Here is a 16722-nt window from a genome sequence, read left to right as displayed (position 1 = left end):
AAAAGGGAATAACCATTTTCTCATCAATGCGCGTTGAATTGAAAAGCCTGAATAGCTCTAAATTAATCACATAATTTAGTTAGATTGGTATTTTAAGGCTAGAATCCGCAGATAGAGTTGTCATCTAGTGTGGAAAGTGGAGGTTGATAAGCTCATGCCACTTTCCTTTATATGCTAGTTATACCGATTGGTATTAGTCTTAAGTGGAATATAAGGATTTAGGTCAATGCAAAAGACCTCTGTGAAATGGTTAGCTTTTATCGGGCTAACCTTTTTTGTTTTAGGGTGTTCTAACCCTGCTGAAATCATCTCTCTTTCTGGCAATACCATGGGCACGACTTACCACATAAAAGTGGTGCCAAATGAGCATCTACCGGAGGCGAACTTATTACAAGCTGAAATTGATCTTGCACTCGAGAAGGTCAATGATCAGATGTCAACTTATAGGCCTGATTCAGAGTTATCGCTTTTTAATTCAACAGGTTTTGAAGAGACTGTCACAGTATCTGCTGATATGGCCACTGTGATAAAGGAGGGGATCCATCTTTATCAAGTAACAGATGGTGCGTTAGATATTACCTTAGGGCCCTTAGTTAACCTATGGGGTTTTGGTCCCGATAAACGTCCTACTGAAATACCATCGAAAGAGGTGGTCGCTGAGGCTAAGGCAAGAACGGGAATTGAGTATCTAAGTGTTGATGGCAATAGGTTGGGCAAAACCAAGGGGGATTTGTACGTCGATCTCTCCTCTATTGCTAAAGGTTTTGGTGTTGATGTCATTGCCAGGATATTGGATCAGTATCATGTTACAGGTTACTTAGTTGAAATAGGCGGTGAGCTTAGCGTATTTGGTGACAAAATGGATGGCTCTGCTTGGCGAGTAGCAATAGAGCAGCCTGATGTCGACGACCGTGAAGTGCAACAAGTTATCGCTCCTGGCAATATGGCCATTGCGACCTCCGGTGATTACCGCAACTATTATGAAGAGGATGGACGTCAGTTTTCGCACTTGATCGATCCTCGTACCGGTTATCCTATCGATCATAGATTGGCTTCGGTAACAGTACTTCATAAAGAGTGTATGATTGCCGATGGATATGCTACAGCCATGATGGTGTTAGGCACTGAAGCGTCATTAGAGCTTGCTCAGCGTGAAGGTTTAGCCATCATGTTAATTGAAAAACAAGATACAGGCTTTAAGGTCTTTTACAGTGACGCCTTCTTACCTTTTGTCGGTCTGTAATGGCAAGTGTTTATTATCGAAGTTTAGGTTTGTTCTAAGGTGATAGCTTAAGTGTTCTGATGTTATAATGTTCACATACGCTTTGTTGGAGTACACAATGAGTTCATTTATTGCAGCTTTTGTCGTTTTACTGTTATTTTTTCTTTTGATGTCGATTGGGTACATCGTTAAACGCACTGCGGTAGCAGGTAGTTGTGGTGGTCTAGGCACTCTTGGTATAGAGAAAGCGTGTGATTGCGACGATCCTTGTGATAACCGTAAAGCTAAGATGGCTGCTGAAGAGGCAAGGCGTGAAAAGCTAGCAAAGAACCGTATTCTTTAAGGTTACGTTTTTGATGGCAGTTAGCGTAAAAAGGGGATGGCACAGGTCATGCCCTTTTTTTGTGTCTGACCATAAATGTTCCATACATTTTATGGCATTTCCATTATCCATGGCGGTCAGAACACCTACGTATATTTACCATGGATTTAAGGCATTTCCTGCTTCCTTGGAGGTCAAGAATATAAATTTACCTTGTGGTTGTTCAAAGGCGTGAATCAAACTCATTTGTATATTTTCTTGTCAGACCCTTTTGCCTGCACTAGTGTCAACTATACTAAGGATCTCAAGTGTTACTGTAACTATTGATTATCCACAAATTAAGTTAACTCTACATAAAGTACCTATTATGTTCAATGAGCCGGAAGCTGTATTAGAATCAGTTGTACAAATGACAGGCCAACGTCAACTCGATTCGTTGGCCGAAAGCTTAGTGTCGACAGTAAGGCAGATGGTCAATGCTAAGCAGGTTGAGATCTTGAAAGTCGATACAGACCTTGCTCTGGATGAAGCTGTAACTCAGTTGGTGCTTCAGAGTAATGAGACCGCTCATAATGTATTGCTTGAGTGTCTAAAGCGTCGCTCGACGGTTAAATTTGCTTCAAATAAATTAGAGCAAGCTGCAACTCCTATTATGTTAAAAGATGTCGTGGTGATGATCTTATGGGTCACATGCGAACATATTTCAAATCAGGATGAACAGATGCTTAAAGGTTTTTCTAAGGTTTACGAAAACTTTCTCTCTATTGTGATTGAGAGTGAAACCGATCCCCTAACTGGGCTTCTTAATAGAAAAGCTTTTCTACCTCGCCTGACTAAAGCGGCGAAGGTGATAAAACAGGAGGCGATTGATTGTGTTATTAACCCCCAGACATGTGATCTCAGTGCCAAGCGTTACTGGTTATGTATCTTTGATATCGATAAGTTTAAAGTGATCAATGATACTTTTGGTCATCTGTATGGTGATGAAATACTGATTGATCTTGTGAGGGTGATGAAATCCACTTTTAGCGAACTTGATAGCATGTTCAGATTTGGTGGTGATGAGTTTGTTATTATCATGTCTAAGCGGGAAAAGGCTGAGATGCTGAATTTGTGTGAGGATTTTTCTCATAAACTCTCCATTCATCATGGTAGAGAGGTGAAGGTGACTATCTCGATGGGGATCATTGAAATTAACTGCCAAGAGGAACCGAGTGAGCTGTTAGTAAAAGCTGACAAAGCACTTTATTATATCAAAGAGACAGGTAGAGATAGGATTGGACTTTACGAAGACCTTATTGCCGATGGTTCTATTATTCCACTTAAAATTGAAGATGATATAGAGCTGTTTTAATTTGTAGATTTATCCCCGCGATCCGTTAATCGTTTTATTAACCACCTCCTATGGTGGATTCTGTTAACCTAATGAAACGATACATTTAACTTTCCTATTTTTCATATCTCCATACAACTTTTCTATTAATGGACTGCAATCTGTTTACACCGTTTTTATATAAAACGTAAATATTTGAGTACCTTCTCTCTAAGATGTGTTTGGTAAACTAAATCTTAATGATAATACTTCTTCTTTACCAAGGTTATGATATATAAGGATTTTTATCTTTTTAGCTAATGGTGTGTTAACCTCTATTTATTGATGTAGATCAAATTCTAATTATTTTTTTATATTTTCTTATCAGTGTTTAATTTGGGAGAGAATCAAATGAAAGGCCAACCTAAAGTACTTAGTCAGCTCAATAAGGTACTTACCTTTGAATTGACTGCAATAAATCAGTACTTCCTCCATGCCAGAATGTTTAAGAATTGGGGATTAGATGCGCTCGATAAAACGGAATACAAGAAATCTATCCAAGATATGAAACATGCGGATAAGTTGATCGAACGAGTGTTATTTCTAGAGGGACTGCCTAATCTCCAGATGCTACAAAGATTACGTATTGGTGAGCACAGTGAAGAGATGCTGGCTTGCGACAAAGAGATGTTAGAGGAGGAGTTAGTTCAACTCCGTGAAGCTATTGAGCTTTGTGAAACAGAGCGTGATTATGTAAGCCGAGATGTTCTTGAAGATATTCTGGAAGATGAAGAGGAGCATCTGGATTGGCTTGAGGCTCAGCAGGAATTGATCGGACTAACGGGCATCCAAAACTACTTACAATCAAAAATAGATAAATAAGAGGCTAGTATGAAAGGTAATCAAGACGTTATCGATACACTTAATCAGCTTTTGACCGGTGAACTCTCGGCAATGGACCAATATTTTGTCCATGGATTGATGTATGAAGATTGGGGGTTGAATGAGCTACACGTACGAATTTCCCATGAATCAGACGATGAGCGGGTGCATGCTGGAAAACTGGTTCAGCGCATTTTGTTTTTAGAGGGAACCCCAGATGTAGCCAGTCGTGAAGCGCTTAATATTGGTAAGAATACGCAAGAGATGTTGGAAAATGACCTTAATTATGAGTATCAAGTTGCTGAGAATCTTCGCAAGGCAATAGCCTTATGTGAAGATAAGAAAGATTATCAGACCCGAGAAATCTTAGAGGTGTTACTTGATGAGACTGAATCAGATCACATGTATTGGCTTGAAAAACAGTTAGGTTTGATCGGTAAAGTTGGATTACAAAACTATCTACAATCAAAAATGTAGTGGCTTAAGATAATAGTTAAAAATTAAGCCTAGTTTTTAACTGGGTTTTTTTATGAAAGATATTATGATCTATTAATTGTTGTGTCAGGAATAATATGTTCTTGATACAAAACGATGCAATTTCGTACAAGTAAGTTCTTCTTCATACAGCTTAAGTTCAGTCAAATCCTTTATCCTAAATGAGTAACATTGTGGGAGGATTGATATGAACACAACCAAGCAAATAGAGTTAATGCCAGACAGCTTTGGCGAACAGATCTCAAATCTGCAACTGCGGATAAAGTCACTAGAGTCTGAGCTAATCAGAGCAAAGCATCAGTTATCAAACTCGAGTCACTGTGAAACCATTGCCTTGAGCGAAGATGAGATTAAGATGATCTATGCGCAGTTTTAAGCTTTCTCTACTTTTTAGAGCCTGTATTAGTGTTCAGATGTAAATGAGCCGATATTCTATTTCTGTGACAGCTTAAATCGTTTTCAATACTGTTTGTGCGTTAGCCATCTGTATTTTTATCCATGTGTAACAGATCGTCGAAACCCTTCTCTAAGCGCCAATCAAGTGTCCTCAACTAGATTGATTGCGTTGCTCAATATATTCAAAGAATCACCGATGAGTATTCAACCGTTTAAAATTTAACAGTGTTACCTATCTCTTTAATGTTGAAGTGTTATAGAAGAGCTCTTAATGACTCCTTTCTATTTTTGGGTGACAATAACTTGAGTACTGTTTAAATATACAGTATCTTAATTGAAAGAGATAAATTGGTGTGCTCGTGTGTGAGTGACACCCGGATTAAGAAATTAATTGACCGTGAAGAAAATCATTCATATCGATATGGATTGTTATTTTGCCGCAGTGGAAATGCGTGATTTCCCCGAACTGAGAGGCAAACCGATTGCTGTGGGAGGACGCAGTGATCGTCGTGGGGTGATCAGCACTTGTAACTATGAAGCTCGCGTTTTTGGCGTACGTTCAGCAATGGCTTCAGGCTACGCATTAAAGCTGTGTCCGGACTTAATATTAGTTCCTGGGCGCATGTTGGTTTACAAAGAGGTATCTAACCAAATCCGTGAAGTTTTTGCTCGCTACACCGATTTAATCGAACCCCTATCTCTCGATGAAGCCTATTTAGATGTCAGTGACAGCACTCAATGTCAGGGCTCAGCTACGCGTATTGCTGAGGCGATTCGTCAGGAGATATTCGAGTTAACAGGATTAACGGCGTCTGCCGGTATCGCCCCTGTGAAGTTTCTCGCCAAAGTCGCCTCCGATCTCAATAAACCTAATGGACAATATGTGATAACACCAGAGATGATTTCCCCTTTTGTAAAAACCTTACCTTTAACAAAAATTCCAGGTGTTGGTAAGGTCACAGGTAAAAAGCTTGAAGATATCGGACTGGTCACCTGCGGTGATTTACAGGATTACCCGAAAGATGAGCTGATAGCTCGTTTTGGCAAGTTTGGCACCGTCTTAATCGAACGAGCCCAAGGTATCGATTTACGGGAGATTAGCTCCCATAGAGAAAGCAAGTCGGTTGGGGTTGAGACCACACTAGCTAAAGATATCTACACACTAGAGCAGTGCCAAGGTGTGATGCCGCAATTACTGCAGGAGCTTTCGACGCGCATTCATCGCAGTGCCAAAGAGAGGAAGATACACAAACAAGTGGTGAAGCTTAAGTTTAATGATTTTAAACAGACCACCATAGAGCACAGAAGTGATGAAGTATCGGTAAAACTGTTTTATGATCTGCTCGTTCAAGCTTTGGAGCGACAACAGGGAAGAGGGATACGATTATTAGGAGTCTCGGTAGGTTTGGCGAGTCAGGCAGATGCCCAGAAATCGGAACAAAGTGAAGCGAGTGAATCACAGATGGACTTAGGCTTTTAAAATAAGTTTTTAAAAGAAGGCCCTAGGTTCTAGAACTAGGGCCTTAAGAAGCATTTATCGAGTTCCTAGGACCTCGAACCTTTATTTAGTTATCCTTTCTCTGGAATACGTTCCAGTACTGCTAACAGTAGTTTGTAATACTGTTCCACGGTTTTTATCAATACTTTTTCATCTGGGCTGTGTGGGTAACGAATGGTCGGACCGATAGACACCATGTCCATCTCTGGGTAGGGTTTCTTAAACAGACCACACTCCAGACCCGCATGTATCACCATGATAACAGGCTCTTTGTTGTAGATGTCATCATAGGTTTCACGCACAAGTGCCATTACCGGAGAGCTACTGTCAGGCTTCCAACCTGGGTAGGCGCCGCTTAGCTCGATCTCTATACCCGCTAAGTTAGCCAATGATGTCAATACACCTTCAACTTCTTCACGGCCCGAGTCGAGTAGTGAACGGATTAAACAAATAACCTCAACACTCTCATTTTCAGTGTTAATCACGCCCACATTCAGTGACGTTTCAGTGACCCCGATAACTTCATCACTCATGCGAATAACGCCATTTGGACAAGCGTTAAGCAGATCAATAAGCATGTTTTGGGCATCTTCACTCATCACTTGAGTGGCTGCTGGTATCTCGGTTAGCTCGAGTAGCATCAGTGGATCTGTGATGGCGAGTTCTTGACGAATTAAACTCTGATACTCAATCATCAAAGCTTCAAGCTGTGGGACATTCTCACCAGGTAACATAAAGCTGACATTTGCTTCACGTGGTATTGCATTACGCAACGAGCCACCAGTGAAGTTGGTTAGCTCTATTGCTAGCTCATCAGCATAATTAAACAGAAAACGGGCAAGCAACTTATTGGCGTTACCCCGTCCAAGGTGAATATTCACACCGGAATGACCGCCTTTTAAACCTGACAACGTCAGGGTATATGTCGAATTTGACTGCTCTGGAGATTGCCATACCATAGGAACACTGAACTGTGCATCAACGCCACCGGCGCAGCCCATGTAGATCTCACCCTCCTGCTCTGAATCGGTATTGATTAAAACCTCTGCATCGAGATAACCAGCTTCGAGGCCGAATGCCCCTGTCATGCCAGCTTCTTCATCTATAGTAAGTAAAACTTCAAGTGGCCCATGAGCGATATCATCTGAGCCTAAAATAGCTAAAGCTGATGCCATGCCTATGCCATTATCGGAACCTAAGGTTGTGCCGGTTGCCTTGACCCATTCACCGTCGATATAAGGAATAATCGGGTCTTTTTCGAAATCATGGTTAGTGTCAGCATTCTTCTGCGGCACCATATCAATATGTGCTTGCAAGGCAACGACTTTACGGTTTTCCATGCCTAGTGTGGCCGGTTTTTTGATGATGAGATTGCCGACCTTGTCTTCAACTATATCGAGCTGCTTATCCTTGGCCCAAGCTTGAATGTGCGCACTTAATGCTTGCTCATGCTTTGAAGGATGCGGTATTGCACAGATTTGGTCAAACCACTGCCATAGGGCTTGAGGTTGTAATTGGCTTATTGCAGTCACGGATAGTTCCCCTTTTATAATGTGTAAACCCAAACGACTAAACCTCTGCTCTGTTCAGGCCGCCTATCAGGGGCTGAAACGCATATATTGAGATTGATTGGGCGTGCGAGGTTAGAAATGCGCATAGTCTATCACAGAGTATTGTGTACTTTTGAGGGGCTATTCACTCTCTTTAGCTTGTTATTGCGGTAGCTGTCATAGAATGTTTCCAAGCAGTGTTTTATAAGCAAAATAGGTTGGCATTGGCTTGAGTAAAAGGCATATTGTTTGCTAAATAATAAAATTAAAGCAAACAATAAAACTCTTACCTCCTCTTTTTATTTAGGTCAGTTTTTATAAGCAAAAGGATGACATATGGCTCAGGTTAACTTTATTGATGTACGTGATGAAGATGCGATTTTTGAAGGTGGTGGCTGGGATGCACTCGTTGTTGTCGCCACTGATATCATGCAAACAGGCTTAGATGAGGTATCTTTATTGGCCGACCACGGTGCCAAAGTCGATAATCGTGTTGGTAAGTTTGCCACCTTGCTGTTTGCACCGGGTTTGGCGGGAGGACGTTTGATTCTGTCACCGGTATTAAACAGCCAAGATGATGTCGAAGATGTCAGAGTATTTGCCGATGCAGCAAGGGCTGGCATAACGTTAGCTAAGCAGATAGGTGCAAAGCGTCCACTGTTATTGGTAATTAAAGACAGCGATGCTAGATATGAATTTGGTGGTGAGGTTGCAGCTCTCGCATGCGGTCAGGAATTATGGCAGTCACTTGAGGCGCGTGAAGCCAAAGGAGATATCGCTGCTTTTGATGCAATAGGTTTACTGTTCTCATCTGATATGAGCAACAGTCTGAACGCCCTTGAAGCGGGTCGTGTTCTCGCCAGAGATTTGTGTGGTACTGAGCCTGAGCGTATGTCGGCTGCCGCATTTGCCGATTATTGTGTGGCGGAATTTCAAGACTCAGGTCTTAAGGTCAGCGTTATTGAAGCCAGAGATGTATTAGAGCGTGATTATCCTTTATTGAGTGCCGTGGGTCGTTCATCATTTGCCGTTTTTCGTCATCAACCACGGGTCGTCAAACTTGAGTATGTGGGGGAGGGCGATATCGAGCGCACTTACTTCTTTGCTGGCAAGGGGGTTATTTATGATACTGGTGGAGTCGACATTAAGGTTGCTGGTGGCATGGCTGGTATGAGCCGAGATAAAGGTGGGGCTGCTGCGGTTGCTGGTTTAATGAAAACGCTGTCTATGCTAAAACCCAAAGGTATTCGGGTTGTCTCTGAGCTTGGTTTAGTCAGAAACAGTATCGGCAGTGAAGCCTTTGTGACGGATGAAATTATAACCAGCCATGCAGGTGTACGAGTACGTATCGGTAACACCGATGCTGAAGGGCGTTTAGTATTGGCAGATCTGCTGTCTCATCTGCGGATTAAGGCCGACAAGGCGATTAAACCAGAGCTGTTTTCTGTGGCAACCTTAACGGGTCATGTGGTGCGCTGTTTTGGTGGCTACACCGCTACGGTTGAAAACAGTGTAGCTAAACAGGCGGGGGTTGCTGCCAGTATTGCGGCTCAAGGCCAAGCTTGGGGGGAGCCGATAGAGCAATCTGTATTACGACGTGAAGACTATGCCAAAATTGTTGATCCATCGGGTGCCGCAGATATTATATCCTCAAACAATGGTCCTTCGTCTGTGACTGCTCGAGGACATCAATACCCAGCCGCTTTTCTACTGAAGGCCTCTGGCTTGAGTGAACATGGCGTTCATTCCGCAAAGCCAATGGCTTTTACTCATGTAGATATAGCAGGAAGTGCTACAGAAGGTCATCCATATTACGGTAAGCCTACAGCCACTCCTTTGGTTGGTTTGTATAAGTACATGACTGAGAAGAGGTAGAGAATAGACTCTTACTTAATCTTTAGTTAGGGAAAGTAAGAGTACTTATGGGATTCAATCCAAAAGCCGATTGGTGGATGACGTACAATACATACAATTAGGTAGTAAATTTACCATATTTGACTAGTTTTCAATAAAAATCAAAAATTACTTGTAATTAAATTACGCAAGCCTATACTCCTTTCTTCGGTTTAGCACTGCGTGGACGTTGTGCTAACCAGAAAGGTTTACCTTTCATGAATTTCAGGGTTGACTACCCCTTTAAGTAGTCTCTATCATCCATCAACCTTTATCCCTTTTGGGATGTTTAGACTCAAGTTGTATGTTGTTTAGCTTTCTAAATGATATGCATGTGTAACTGTTAGCGCGGAAACTCTTTCCTTTAAGGATACTTGAAATTAGTCTTTGCCTGCTCATTGAGCAGGCTTTTTTTTGCCTTTAAATTCTGACTATCTTACCAATTATTGTTTTGTCTATGGATGAAAACTCATCATTAACTATGCTCATTCTGTTGCAAAATTACAGATGGGGCCGATATTTTGATAGGTTTGTGCTTTTTGTAAGAAAACTCTTGTAATAAACTTACCAAATGGGTATAGTTATCTCGTTGGTTAGGCAATGATGCCTTCAACTATTTAGTCTATCCAGGAAGGATAATTCTCCAAGGAATCGAGCGACAAGTTTTGATAACTTTGTTAGGAGTATTGATTATGTCTTATACCGGAATTCAGCACACTTATTGGCAGAACACTTGGTTTTGTACTGATTCATTACGTGGCGGATTATTCGCCATGAAGCTTTAAGGCTTAACCCTCCTTTTAGCGATTGCTGTAACGATTGTTAGGGTTTACTGCCCCTACTAGATGCTCTTCATTGAGCTATAGGAAGTTAGTTACCATCCATAGACCCTTTATCCCCTTAGGGGAGTGTAGACTCAAGTCGTGGTTTGATAACATAAATTATCGAATTGCCAGTGTAACTGTTAGCGCGGAAACTCTTTCCTTTAAGGAACACTTGAAATTAGTCTTTGCCTGCTCATTGAGCAGGCTTTTTTTTACCTGCAATTTACACTTCTTGGCTTACTAACGCATTTGCTCTGACTAGTCTGGTTCTCTTAAACCGCCTATAATCTCATGGATGTTAATTTTTTGTAGCGCGGATTGCATCTATTAATTCCACAGTCAGTTTGCTTCTATCTGTTTACGAGTGACGATATAGAAAGACTAAACAAGGATCCATTTCATGTTGGATAAAATATTTAAACTTAAACAAAATCAAACCAGTATAAAGCAAGAGTTGGTGGCAGGTCTTACTACCTTTCTGACGATGGCATATATTATTTTTGTTAATCCAATGATGCTTGCTGATGCAGGAATGGATCATGGTGCAGTGTTTGTTGCGACTTGTTTGGCTGCGGCAGTTGGCTGTTTAATTATGGGGTTAGTCGCAAACTACCCGATAGCACTTGCTCCTGGTATGGGTTTAAATGCCTTTTTTACTTATACCGTTGTAGGAGAGATGGGCTATAGCTGGGAGACGGCATTGGGTGCCGTCTTTTTATCAGGGATCTGCTTTTTAATTCTTTCCCTTATTAGAATTCGAGAGTGGATCGTTAATAGTATTCCTATGTCATTGCGTTTAGGCATTGCAGCTGGCATTGGGTTATTTTTGGCTTTGATTGGATTAAAGAGTGCGGGTATTGTAGTGGCAAGTCCCGTGACATTAGTGACCATGGGGGATATCACAGCCTTTCCTGCTGTGATGGCCATACTAGGCTTTTTTTTAATTATCTCGATGGTGCAGAGAGGAATGAAGTCAGCGGTGATTGTGAGCATTCTCGCGATTACACTACTCGGTTTTCTCTTTGGCGACGTGCAATATCAAGGTGTTGTTTCACTGCCTCCCTCTATTTTGCCGACGTTTATGAAGATGGATCTTTCAAGTGTACTTGAGATCAGCATGCTATCAGTGGTATTTGCCTTTCTTTTTGTCGATCTGTTCGATACGTCAGGCACTTTGGTCGCAGTTGCGCAAAGGGGAGGCTTCTTAGATGACAAGGGACGCTTACCAAGATTAAACCGTGCCTTAATGGCCGACAGTAGCGCAACTATCACAGGTGCCATGTTAGGCACTTCAACGACCACCAGTTACATTGAAAGTACGGTGGGTGTGAGTGCTGGTGGTCGTACCGGGCTTACGGCTGTGGTGGTGGGTATACTATTTTTATTGTCACTATTTATTTCGCCGTTAGCCGCAATGGTGCCAGTTTATGCCACGGCTGGGACGTTATTTTACGTGGCAATCTTAATGATGTCAGGGTTAGTACATGTTGCCTGGGAAGATTTAACTGAGGCGGCACCGGTTGTTGTAGTTTGCATCTTGATGCCGCTGACATTCTCTATTGCAACAGGAATTGCGTTTGGCTTTATCTCTTATGCCATGATCAAATTAATGAGTGGACGTTACAAAGATCTCAATGCCGGAGTCGTCATACTCGCAGCTCTGTTCATTGCGAAATTTATGTACGGTTAACCGATCATTTTTTAGAATAGAGATTAAATAGAAATAATACTGCTGGTTTTGATTGATCATCAAATATGTGTACGGATAGGTTAAAGGTCACGCTCTATGTGGCCTTTTTATTGCCATATCTTTATTGTTTTAGTAAAAAGCCCTTTCTTTTACACTCACCGCTACCATTTAGGCTCAGGATTGGGTATAACGCTAAGTTCGGCTTTATTGACTATTTTGAACATGAACTTAAGTGAGATTGGTTACCGCCGTGTGGTGGTCAAGTTGGGAACGAGTGTACTAACCTCCGGCAGTAAAAAGCTGGATAAAGCGCATATGGTTGAGTTAGCGAGACAGATGTCTGTACTAATGAAAGCGGGAGTTGAGGTTGTTTTGTGTACTTCAGGTGCAATTGCAGCTGGGCGTGAACATCTTGGTTACCCGAAACTTCCCGATACTGTGGCTAATAAACAACTTTTGGCGGCAGTTGGTCAGAGTCAACTTATCTTAGCTTGGTCTCAACTCTTTAGTATTTACGGTTTACACGTAGGCCAGTTATTGTTGACCAAAGCCGATCTCCATGACCGGGAGCGCTACTTAAACGCGCGAGATTCACTCAATGCACTGCTAAAGAACGGCATCATTCCTATTATTAATGAAAACGATGCCGTGGCCACCAATGAAATTAAGGTGGGTGATAATGACAATCTATCGGCGCGTGCCGCACTGCTTTGTCATGCTGATCTTTTAATACTATTAACGGATCAACTTGGCTTGTTTGATTCCGATCCTCGTTCAAATCCCGAAGCAAAACTTATTAAGCAAGTGGTCAATATTGATGATAGTTTACGCCAGCTTGCTGGTGGTGCTGTTTCTGGTCTAGGTACTGGCGGTATGGCGACTAAACTTGAAGCTGCTGATATTGCCAGACGCGCAGGTATTGAGGTTGTGATCGCATCGGGTCAACGCACACAAGTGATACTCAATGCAGTATGTAAAGAGGACGTTGGTACTCATTTTACTGCACTTGAAAATCCGTTAGAGAGCCGCAAACAGTGGATTTTAGCGGGGCAGTTAACTAAAGGTAAATTGGTGCTCGATATGGGGGCCATCAATGCGGTGACACAAAAAGGCCGCAGTCTGCTTTCTAAAGGGATTATATCTGTAGTTGGTGAATTCGATCGTGGTACAACGTTGCAACTCATCGATAATGAAGGCCGTGAATATGCTCGTGGTATTAGCCGCTATAGTGCAGCTGATCTGAATAAAATCGCAGGAAAGCACTCGGATGATATAGAGTCATTGCTGGGATATGACTATGGTGATGCTATTGTACATCGTAATGATATGGTCGTACTTTAAAACGAAGAAAACTGGGTTCTAGGTCTTTTAAAACATTTAGGGTGATGTGACGTGATTGAAAATAATGAACGATATCTGCAAACGCTGGGTCAAAATGCTAAACAGGCAAGTTATGCGTTGGCCAATTTAACCGGCACTCAAAAGCAGGCATTATTATCGGCGATTGCTGTAAGCTTAACTGCCAGAAGCCAAGAAATACTAGCAGCAAACTGTAAAGATGTGGCGGCTGCGCGTGAAAGTGGTCTTAATGAAGCCATGATAGACAGATTGTTACTAGATGAATCTCGCTTAAAAGGTGTGATCAGTGATATTGATAATGTCATTAGCTTAGCCGATCCCGTTGGTACAGAATTAGAGAGCCAATTATTAGATAATGGTCTGCGATTATCACGTCGTCGTGTGCCATTGGGTGTGGTTGGTGTTATCTATGAAGCGCGTCCAAATGTGACTGTGGATATTGCCGTACTGGCACTTAAAACCGGGAATGCCGTGATTTTGCGTGGTGGCAAAGAGACTTTGCAATCTAATTTAGCGCTCAGTGAAGCTATCCGTAGTGCTGTTGCCGATCAAGGCTTGGATGCGAACAGTGTCCAGTTAATTAAAAGTCCGGATAGAGCTTTGGTTTCCGGCTTGCTAAAGCTGGATCAGTTTGTCGATATGATAGTGCCTCGTGGTGGTCAAAATTTACAGCGTTTGTGTGCTGAACAAGCGACGATCCCGGTGATTCTTGGTGGGATAGGGATCTGCCATCTTTATGCTGATAAAGATGTTGATATTGCAAAGTCAATTGATGTGATAGCCAATGCTAAAGTGCAACGTCCAACGGTCTGTAACGCGCTGGATACCGTGCTTGTACACGAGTCATTGGCTGAAACATTGTTGCCGCAACTTTTTTCAAATCTCGGCGCACAAGGCGTGAGTTTTTATGGTTGTGAGCAGACAAAAGCGATTGCGGATAAACTGGGCGTAGCTATCTTACTTGCAACCGATGAAACGTTCGGTCAAGAGTGGCTATCGCTGACATTAGGGATCAAGCTAGTCGCAAATATCGATGTCGCCATTGATCATATTCGCACTTACTCAAGCGGGCACTCGGAGGGGATATTGACCGACAATATTCACGCATCAGCTCATTTTATTAATCAGGTGGACTCTGCGGCCGTGTACGTTAATGCCAGTACTCGCTTCACCGATGGTGGTCAGTTTGGGTTGGGAGCTGAGGTGGCAGTAAGCACACAAAAACTGCATGCTCGAGGGCCAATGGGATTAGAGGCGTTAACCACCTATAAGTGGATTGGTGTTGGGGAATACACCGTAAGGGGTTAATTGGCCTATCTATACTAAAAAAAGGAAGCTGATTAGCTTCCTTTTTAAGCCTTTAATACGTTATTGCGAACCAAGCCGCGACGCACATTCTTGCATAACTTACCAAAGCGGGTGATCTCATCGAAATCAGGGGTTACCCCTCTTGCGATTGCAGATTCCCAATAGGTCAGTTCGGTATCGACTAACTCAAGCAGCTTTTTAGGGCAGCCTTGGCAGCTGTTATCTGGGCCGCAGGCAAAAGTATCTGATTCATAAAGAGGAAATTCATCCTTAACTTGCTCAATTATCTGCAGCATCGCACTTTTTCTATTTGGTTTTTTACTCATGTGCTATTCCTGAGGCTACTCGCGATGTAGAGTAGAAGATGAACATTAAGTGATTTTATTTTAATCGAGATGTAATGGCGAATTAATTACAATTCATCATTCTTACTTAGTCGTTATGTGAAATGACAAGTTATTGAATTCTTTGATGGCTGGTCTTTGTTAGCGAAGTCAGTTAACTGTTTTTGATGTTTCCTCAACGATGAAAAGGAATTTAAACATCGAGTATTACCGGCAGCCAAGCCCGTGGCATCGCTAACGAACTGGCCATGCTCAAACTTAGCGAGTCACCGATTTATCCATTACAGCATTACGCCACTAAAGCGATTCGAGAGCATGCAAAACGCCATGATCTACCTCAATACCAATCATTGTGGGCAGGCAGTGGCGCGGTGAATATTACCAGCTTGCCTCAACTCGAAGATTATATGTTTTCATTGGTGAATGGCTAGCAGTCTCTAGTTGTAGATTGTCATTATCTTGCTAGATTTTTGCCTCAATTGCCCTGTATATTCAGAGCAATTCTATTAACAGGGTTATGCAATGACGAAATACCTAAGCTTAATGATTTCTGCGTACCGTTTTTCAGCTTTTTCATTTGCTACTGGTGTGCTCATGTTATTGACCGGAGTGAATATAAGCTCAGCTAATGAGTTACCGGAATCTAATGCATCACAATGGACGTCTGAGGTGATTAAGATAAGTGAGGTATCACCAACTCTGTTTCTGGTTAAGTCTTACAAAGAGGTCAAATTTTCCGAAGATAAACCTGCGATGACCTTTGATTCCAATTCATTTATCTATCTCGACAAACACGATGCTTACTTTATCGATACCCCATGGAGCGAATCGGATATGCCAGATCTGATGCGCTGGTTAGAGATACAACAGCTGCAGCTTAAGGGAACTATTGTTACTCATTACCATCAGGATAGAGCCGGAGGCTTGGGTTATCTTGATAAACGTGGTTTTGCCACTTATGCATCGAAGATGACCAATCTGCTATTAGTTAAGGATAAGAAACCGACATCGAATCACAGCTTTTCAGGAGATAAATTTGAGCTGCTTAAAGGCCAAATTGAAGCTTTCTACCCAGGTTCTGGCCATAGCATGGACAATCTAGTGGTTTGGTTACCTGAAGAGAAAGTCATTATTGGTGGTTGCTTATTGAAAGACAAAAACGTGAATAACCTTGGCTGGACGGGTGATGCGGATTTAGCAAACTGGTATCACAGTATCAATAAAGTCAAAGCAGAGTTCCCCCAAGTTGAGTTTATCTTCCCTGGACATGGGGAGGGAGCTCATGGCCAATCGATATTAGATCATAGTTTGTCTGTCACAAAAGGGGTTGCCAGTTTCGAATAAAGCTAGGTTACATTTTATGTTTAACTTTTGATTTAGCTGGTATTGGGTCGGTTGCTGAAGGTCGCACCTTCATTATTATCTATCGCCTCCAGCGGGGTACGTGCAGCGACTACTGTGACACGCTGCTCTTGATTTCAAAAGAGTCATCCATGTAAGCTCGACGATGGCATCTGATCCACAAGGATGTGGGGAATGCCGAGAAATGAAGGGAACATTTTCGGCCATGCCATCAACGTCCACAGCTACATCTACACTTGGTTGTTTTTCCTTCGATTAAAGTCCT

General features: G+C 42.2%; 15 protein-coding genes. 13 read left to right on the top strand and 2 right to left on the bottom strand.

From position 1 onward, the window contains the following. Positions 1-226: 226 nt before the first annotated feature. From HWQ47_RS20485 to dinB, 7 genes are all read left to right on the top strand, one after another. Positions 227-1243, top strand: a complete 1017-nt coding sequence (locus tag HWQ47_RS20485) for an FAD:protein FMN transferase (RefSeq protein ID WP_269967873.1) — start codon at positions 227-229, stop codon at positions 1241-1243. A gap of 97 nt (positions 1244-1340) precedes the next feature. Continuing rightward, positions 1341-1565, top strand: a complete 225-nt coding sequence (nqrM, locus tag HWQ47_RS20480; protein WP_269967872.1) for a (Na+)-NQR maturation NqrM — start codon at positions 1341-1343, stop codon at positions 1563-1565. A 346-nt stretch (positions 1566-1911) separates the two neighbouring features. Beyond that, positions 1912-2898, top strand: a complete 987-nt coding sequence (locus HWQ47_RS20475; protein ID WP_269967871.1) for a GGDEF domain-containing protein — start codon at positions 1912-1914, stop codon at positions 2896-2898. 369 nt (positions 2899-3267) lie between these two features. After that, the gene (gene bfr / locus HWQ47_RS20470) at positions 3268-3738 is read left to right on the top strand and encodes a bacterioferritin (protein WP_269967870.1); all 471 of its coding nucleotides are present in this window, start codon (positions 3268-3270) and stop codon (positions 3736-3738) included. A 9-nt stretch (positions 3739-3747) separates the two neighbouring features. Further along, entirely contained in the window at positions 3748-4215 is a 468-nt protein-coding gene (gene bfr / locus HWQ47_RS20465; protein ID WP_269967869.1) for a bacterioferritin, read from the top strand. A gap of 205 nt (positions 4216-4420) precedes the next feature. After that, a complete protein-coding gene (locus HWQ47_RS20460; RefSeq protein WP_269967868.1) occupies positions 4421-4609 on the top strand; it encodes a hypothetical protein in 189 nt (62 codons plus the stop codon). A 417-nt stretch (positions 4610-5026) separates the two neighbouring features. After that, positions 5027-6109 carry a DNA polymerase IV gene (gene dinB, locus HWQ47_RS20455; protein WP_269971811.1) on the top strand — a complete coding sequence of 361 codons (1083 nt, stop codon included), beginning with the start codon at positions 5027-5029 and terminating at the stop codon, positions 6107-6109. 89 nt (positions 6110-6198) lie between these two features. On the opposite strand, the gene HWQ47_RS20450 is transcribed toward dinB, so the two are convergent. Beyond that, positions 6199-7659, bottom strand: coding sequence for an aminoacyl-histidine dipeptidase (locus HWQ47_RS20450; protein WP_269967867.1), 1461 nt, complete (start codon positions 7657-7659; stop codon positions 6199-6201). 354 nt (positions 7660-8013) lie between these two features. Here HWQ47_RS20450 and HWQ47_RS20445 point away from each other — a divergent pair, with 354 nt between their 5' ends. The 4 genes from HWQ47_RS20445 to HWQ47_RS20430 all read left to right on the top strand — a co-directional run bounded on the left by HWQ47_RS20445 (position 8014) and on the right by HWQ47_RS20430 (position 14751). Beyond that, complete coding sequence (locus HWQ47_RS20445; protein ID WP_269967866.1) at positions 8014-9552, top strand: M17 family metallopeptidase; 1539 nt, start codon at positions 8014-8016, stop codon at positions 9550-9552. Positions 9553-10794: 1242 nt separating this feature from the next. Beyond that, positions 10795-12084, top strand: coding sequence for an NCS2 family permease (locus HWQ47_RS20440; RefSeq protein WP_269967865.1), 1290 nt, complete (start codon positions 10795-10797; stop codon positions 12082-12084). A gap of 222 nt (positions 12085-12306) precedes the next feature. Next, a complete protein-coding gene (gene proB / locus HWQ47_RS20435; protein ID WP_269971810.1) occupies positions 12307-13425 on the top strand; it encodes a glutamate 5-kinase in 1119 nt (372 codons plus the stop codon). A gap of 51 nt (positions 13426-13476) precedes the next feature. Continuing rightward, positions 13477-14751: a glutamate-5-semialdehyde dehydrogenase gene (locus tag HWQ47_RS20430; protein ID WP_269967864.1), complete on the top strand. Its 1275-nt coding sequence runs from the start codon at positions 13477-13479 to the stop codon at positions 14749-14751. Positions 14752-14795: 44 nt separating this feature from the next. On the opposite strand, the gene HWQ47_RS20425 is transcribed toward HWQ47_RS20430, so the two are convergent. Beyond that, on the bottom strand, positions 14796-15077 hold the full coding sequence (locus HWQ47_RS20425) for a hypothetical protein (RefSeq protein WP_269967863.1): 282 nt from the start codon (positions 15075-15077) through the stop codon (positions 14796-14798). 266 nt (positions 15078-15343) lie between these two features. Between HWQ47_RS20425 and HWQ47_RS20420 the strand changes: the two genes are divergently transcribed. Both HWQ47_RS20420 and bla read left to right on the top strand, forming a co-directional pair. Continuing rightward, positions 15344-15526, top strand: coding sequence for a hypothetical protein (locus tag HWQ47_RS20420; protein ID WP_269967862.1), 183 nt, complete (start codon positions 15344-15346; stop codon positions 15524-15526). Between the two features lie 91 nt (positions 15527-15617). Further along, a complete protein-coding gene (gene bla / locus HWQ47_RS20415) occupies positions 15618-16439 on the top strand; it encodes a subclass B1 metallo-beta-lactamase (protein ID WP_269967861.1) in 822 nt (273 codons plus the stop codon). The last annotated feature ends 283 nt before the right edge of the window (positions 16440-16722 follow it).

The sequence above is a fragment of the Shewanella sp. MTB7 genome, assembly GCF_027571385.1.
Taxonomy (GTDB): Bacteria; Pseudomonadota; Gammaproteobacteria; order Enterobacterales; family Shewanellaceae; genus Shewanella.
The sequence above is the reverse complement of the archived record's forward strand: the minus strand, read 5'-3'. Positions and strand labels throughout refer to the sequence as shown.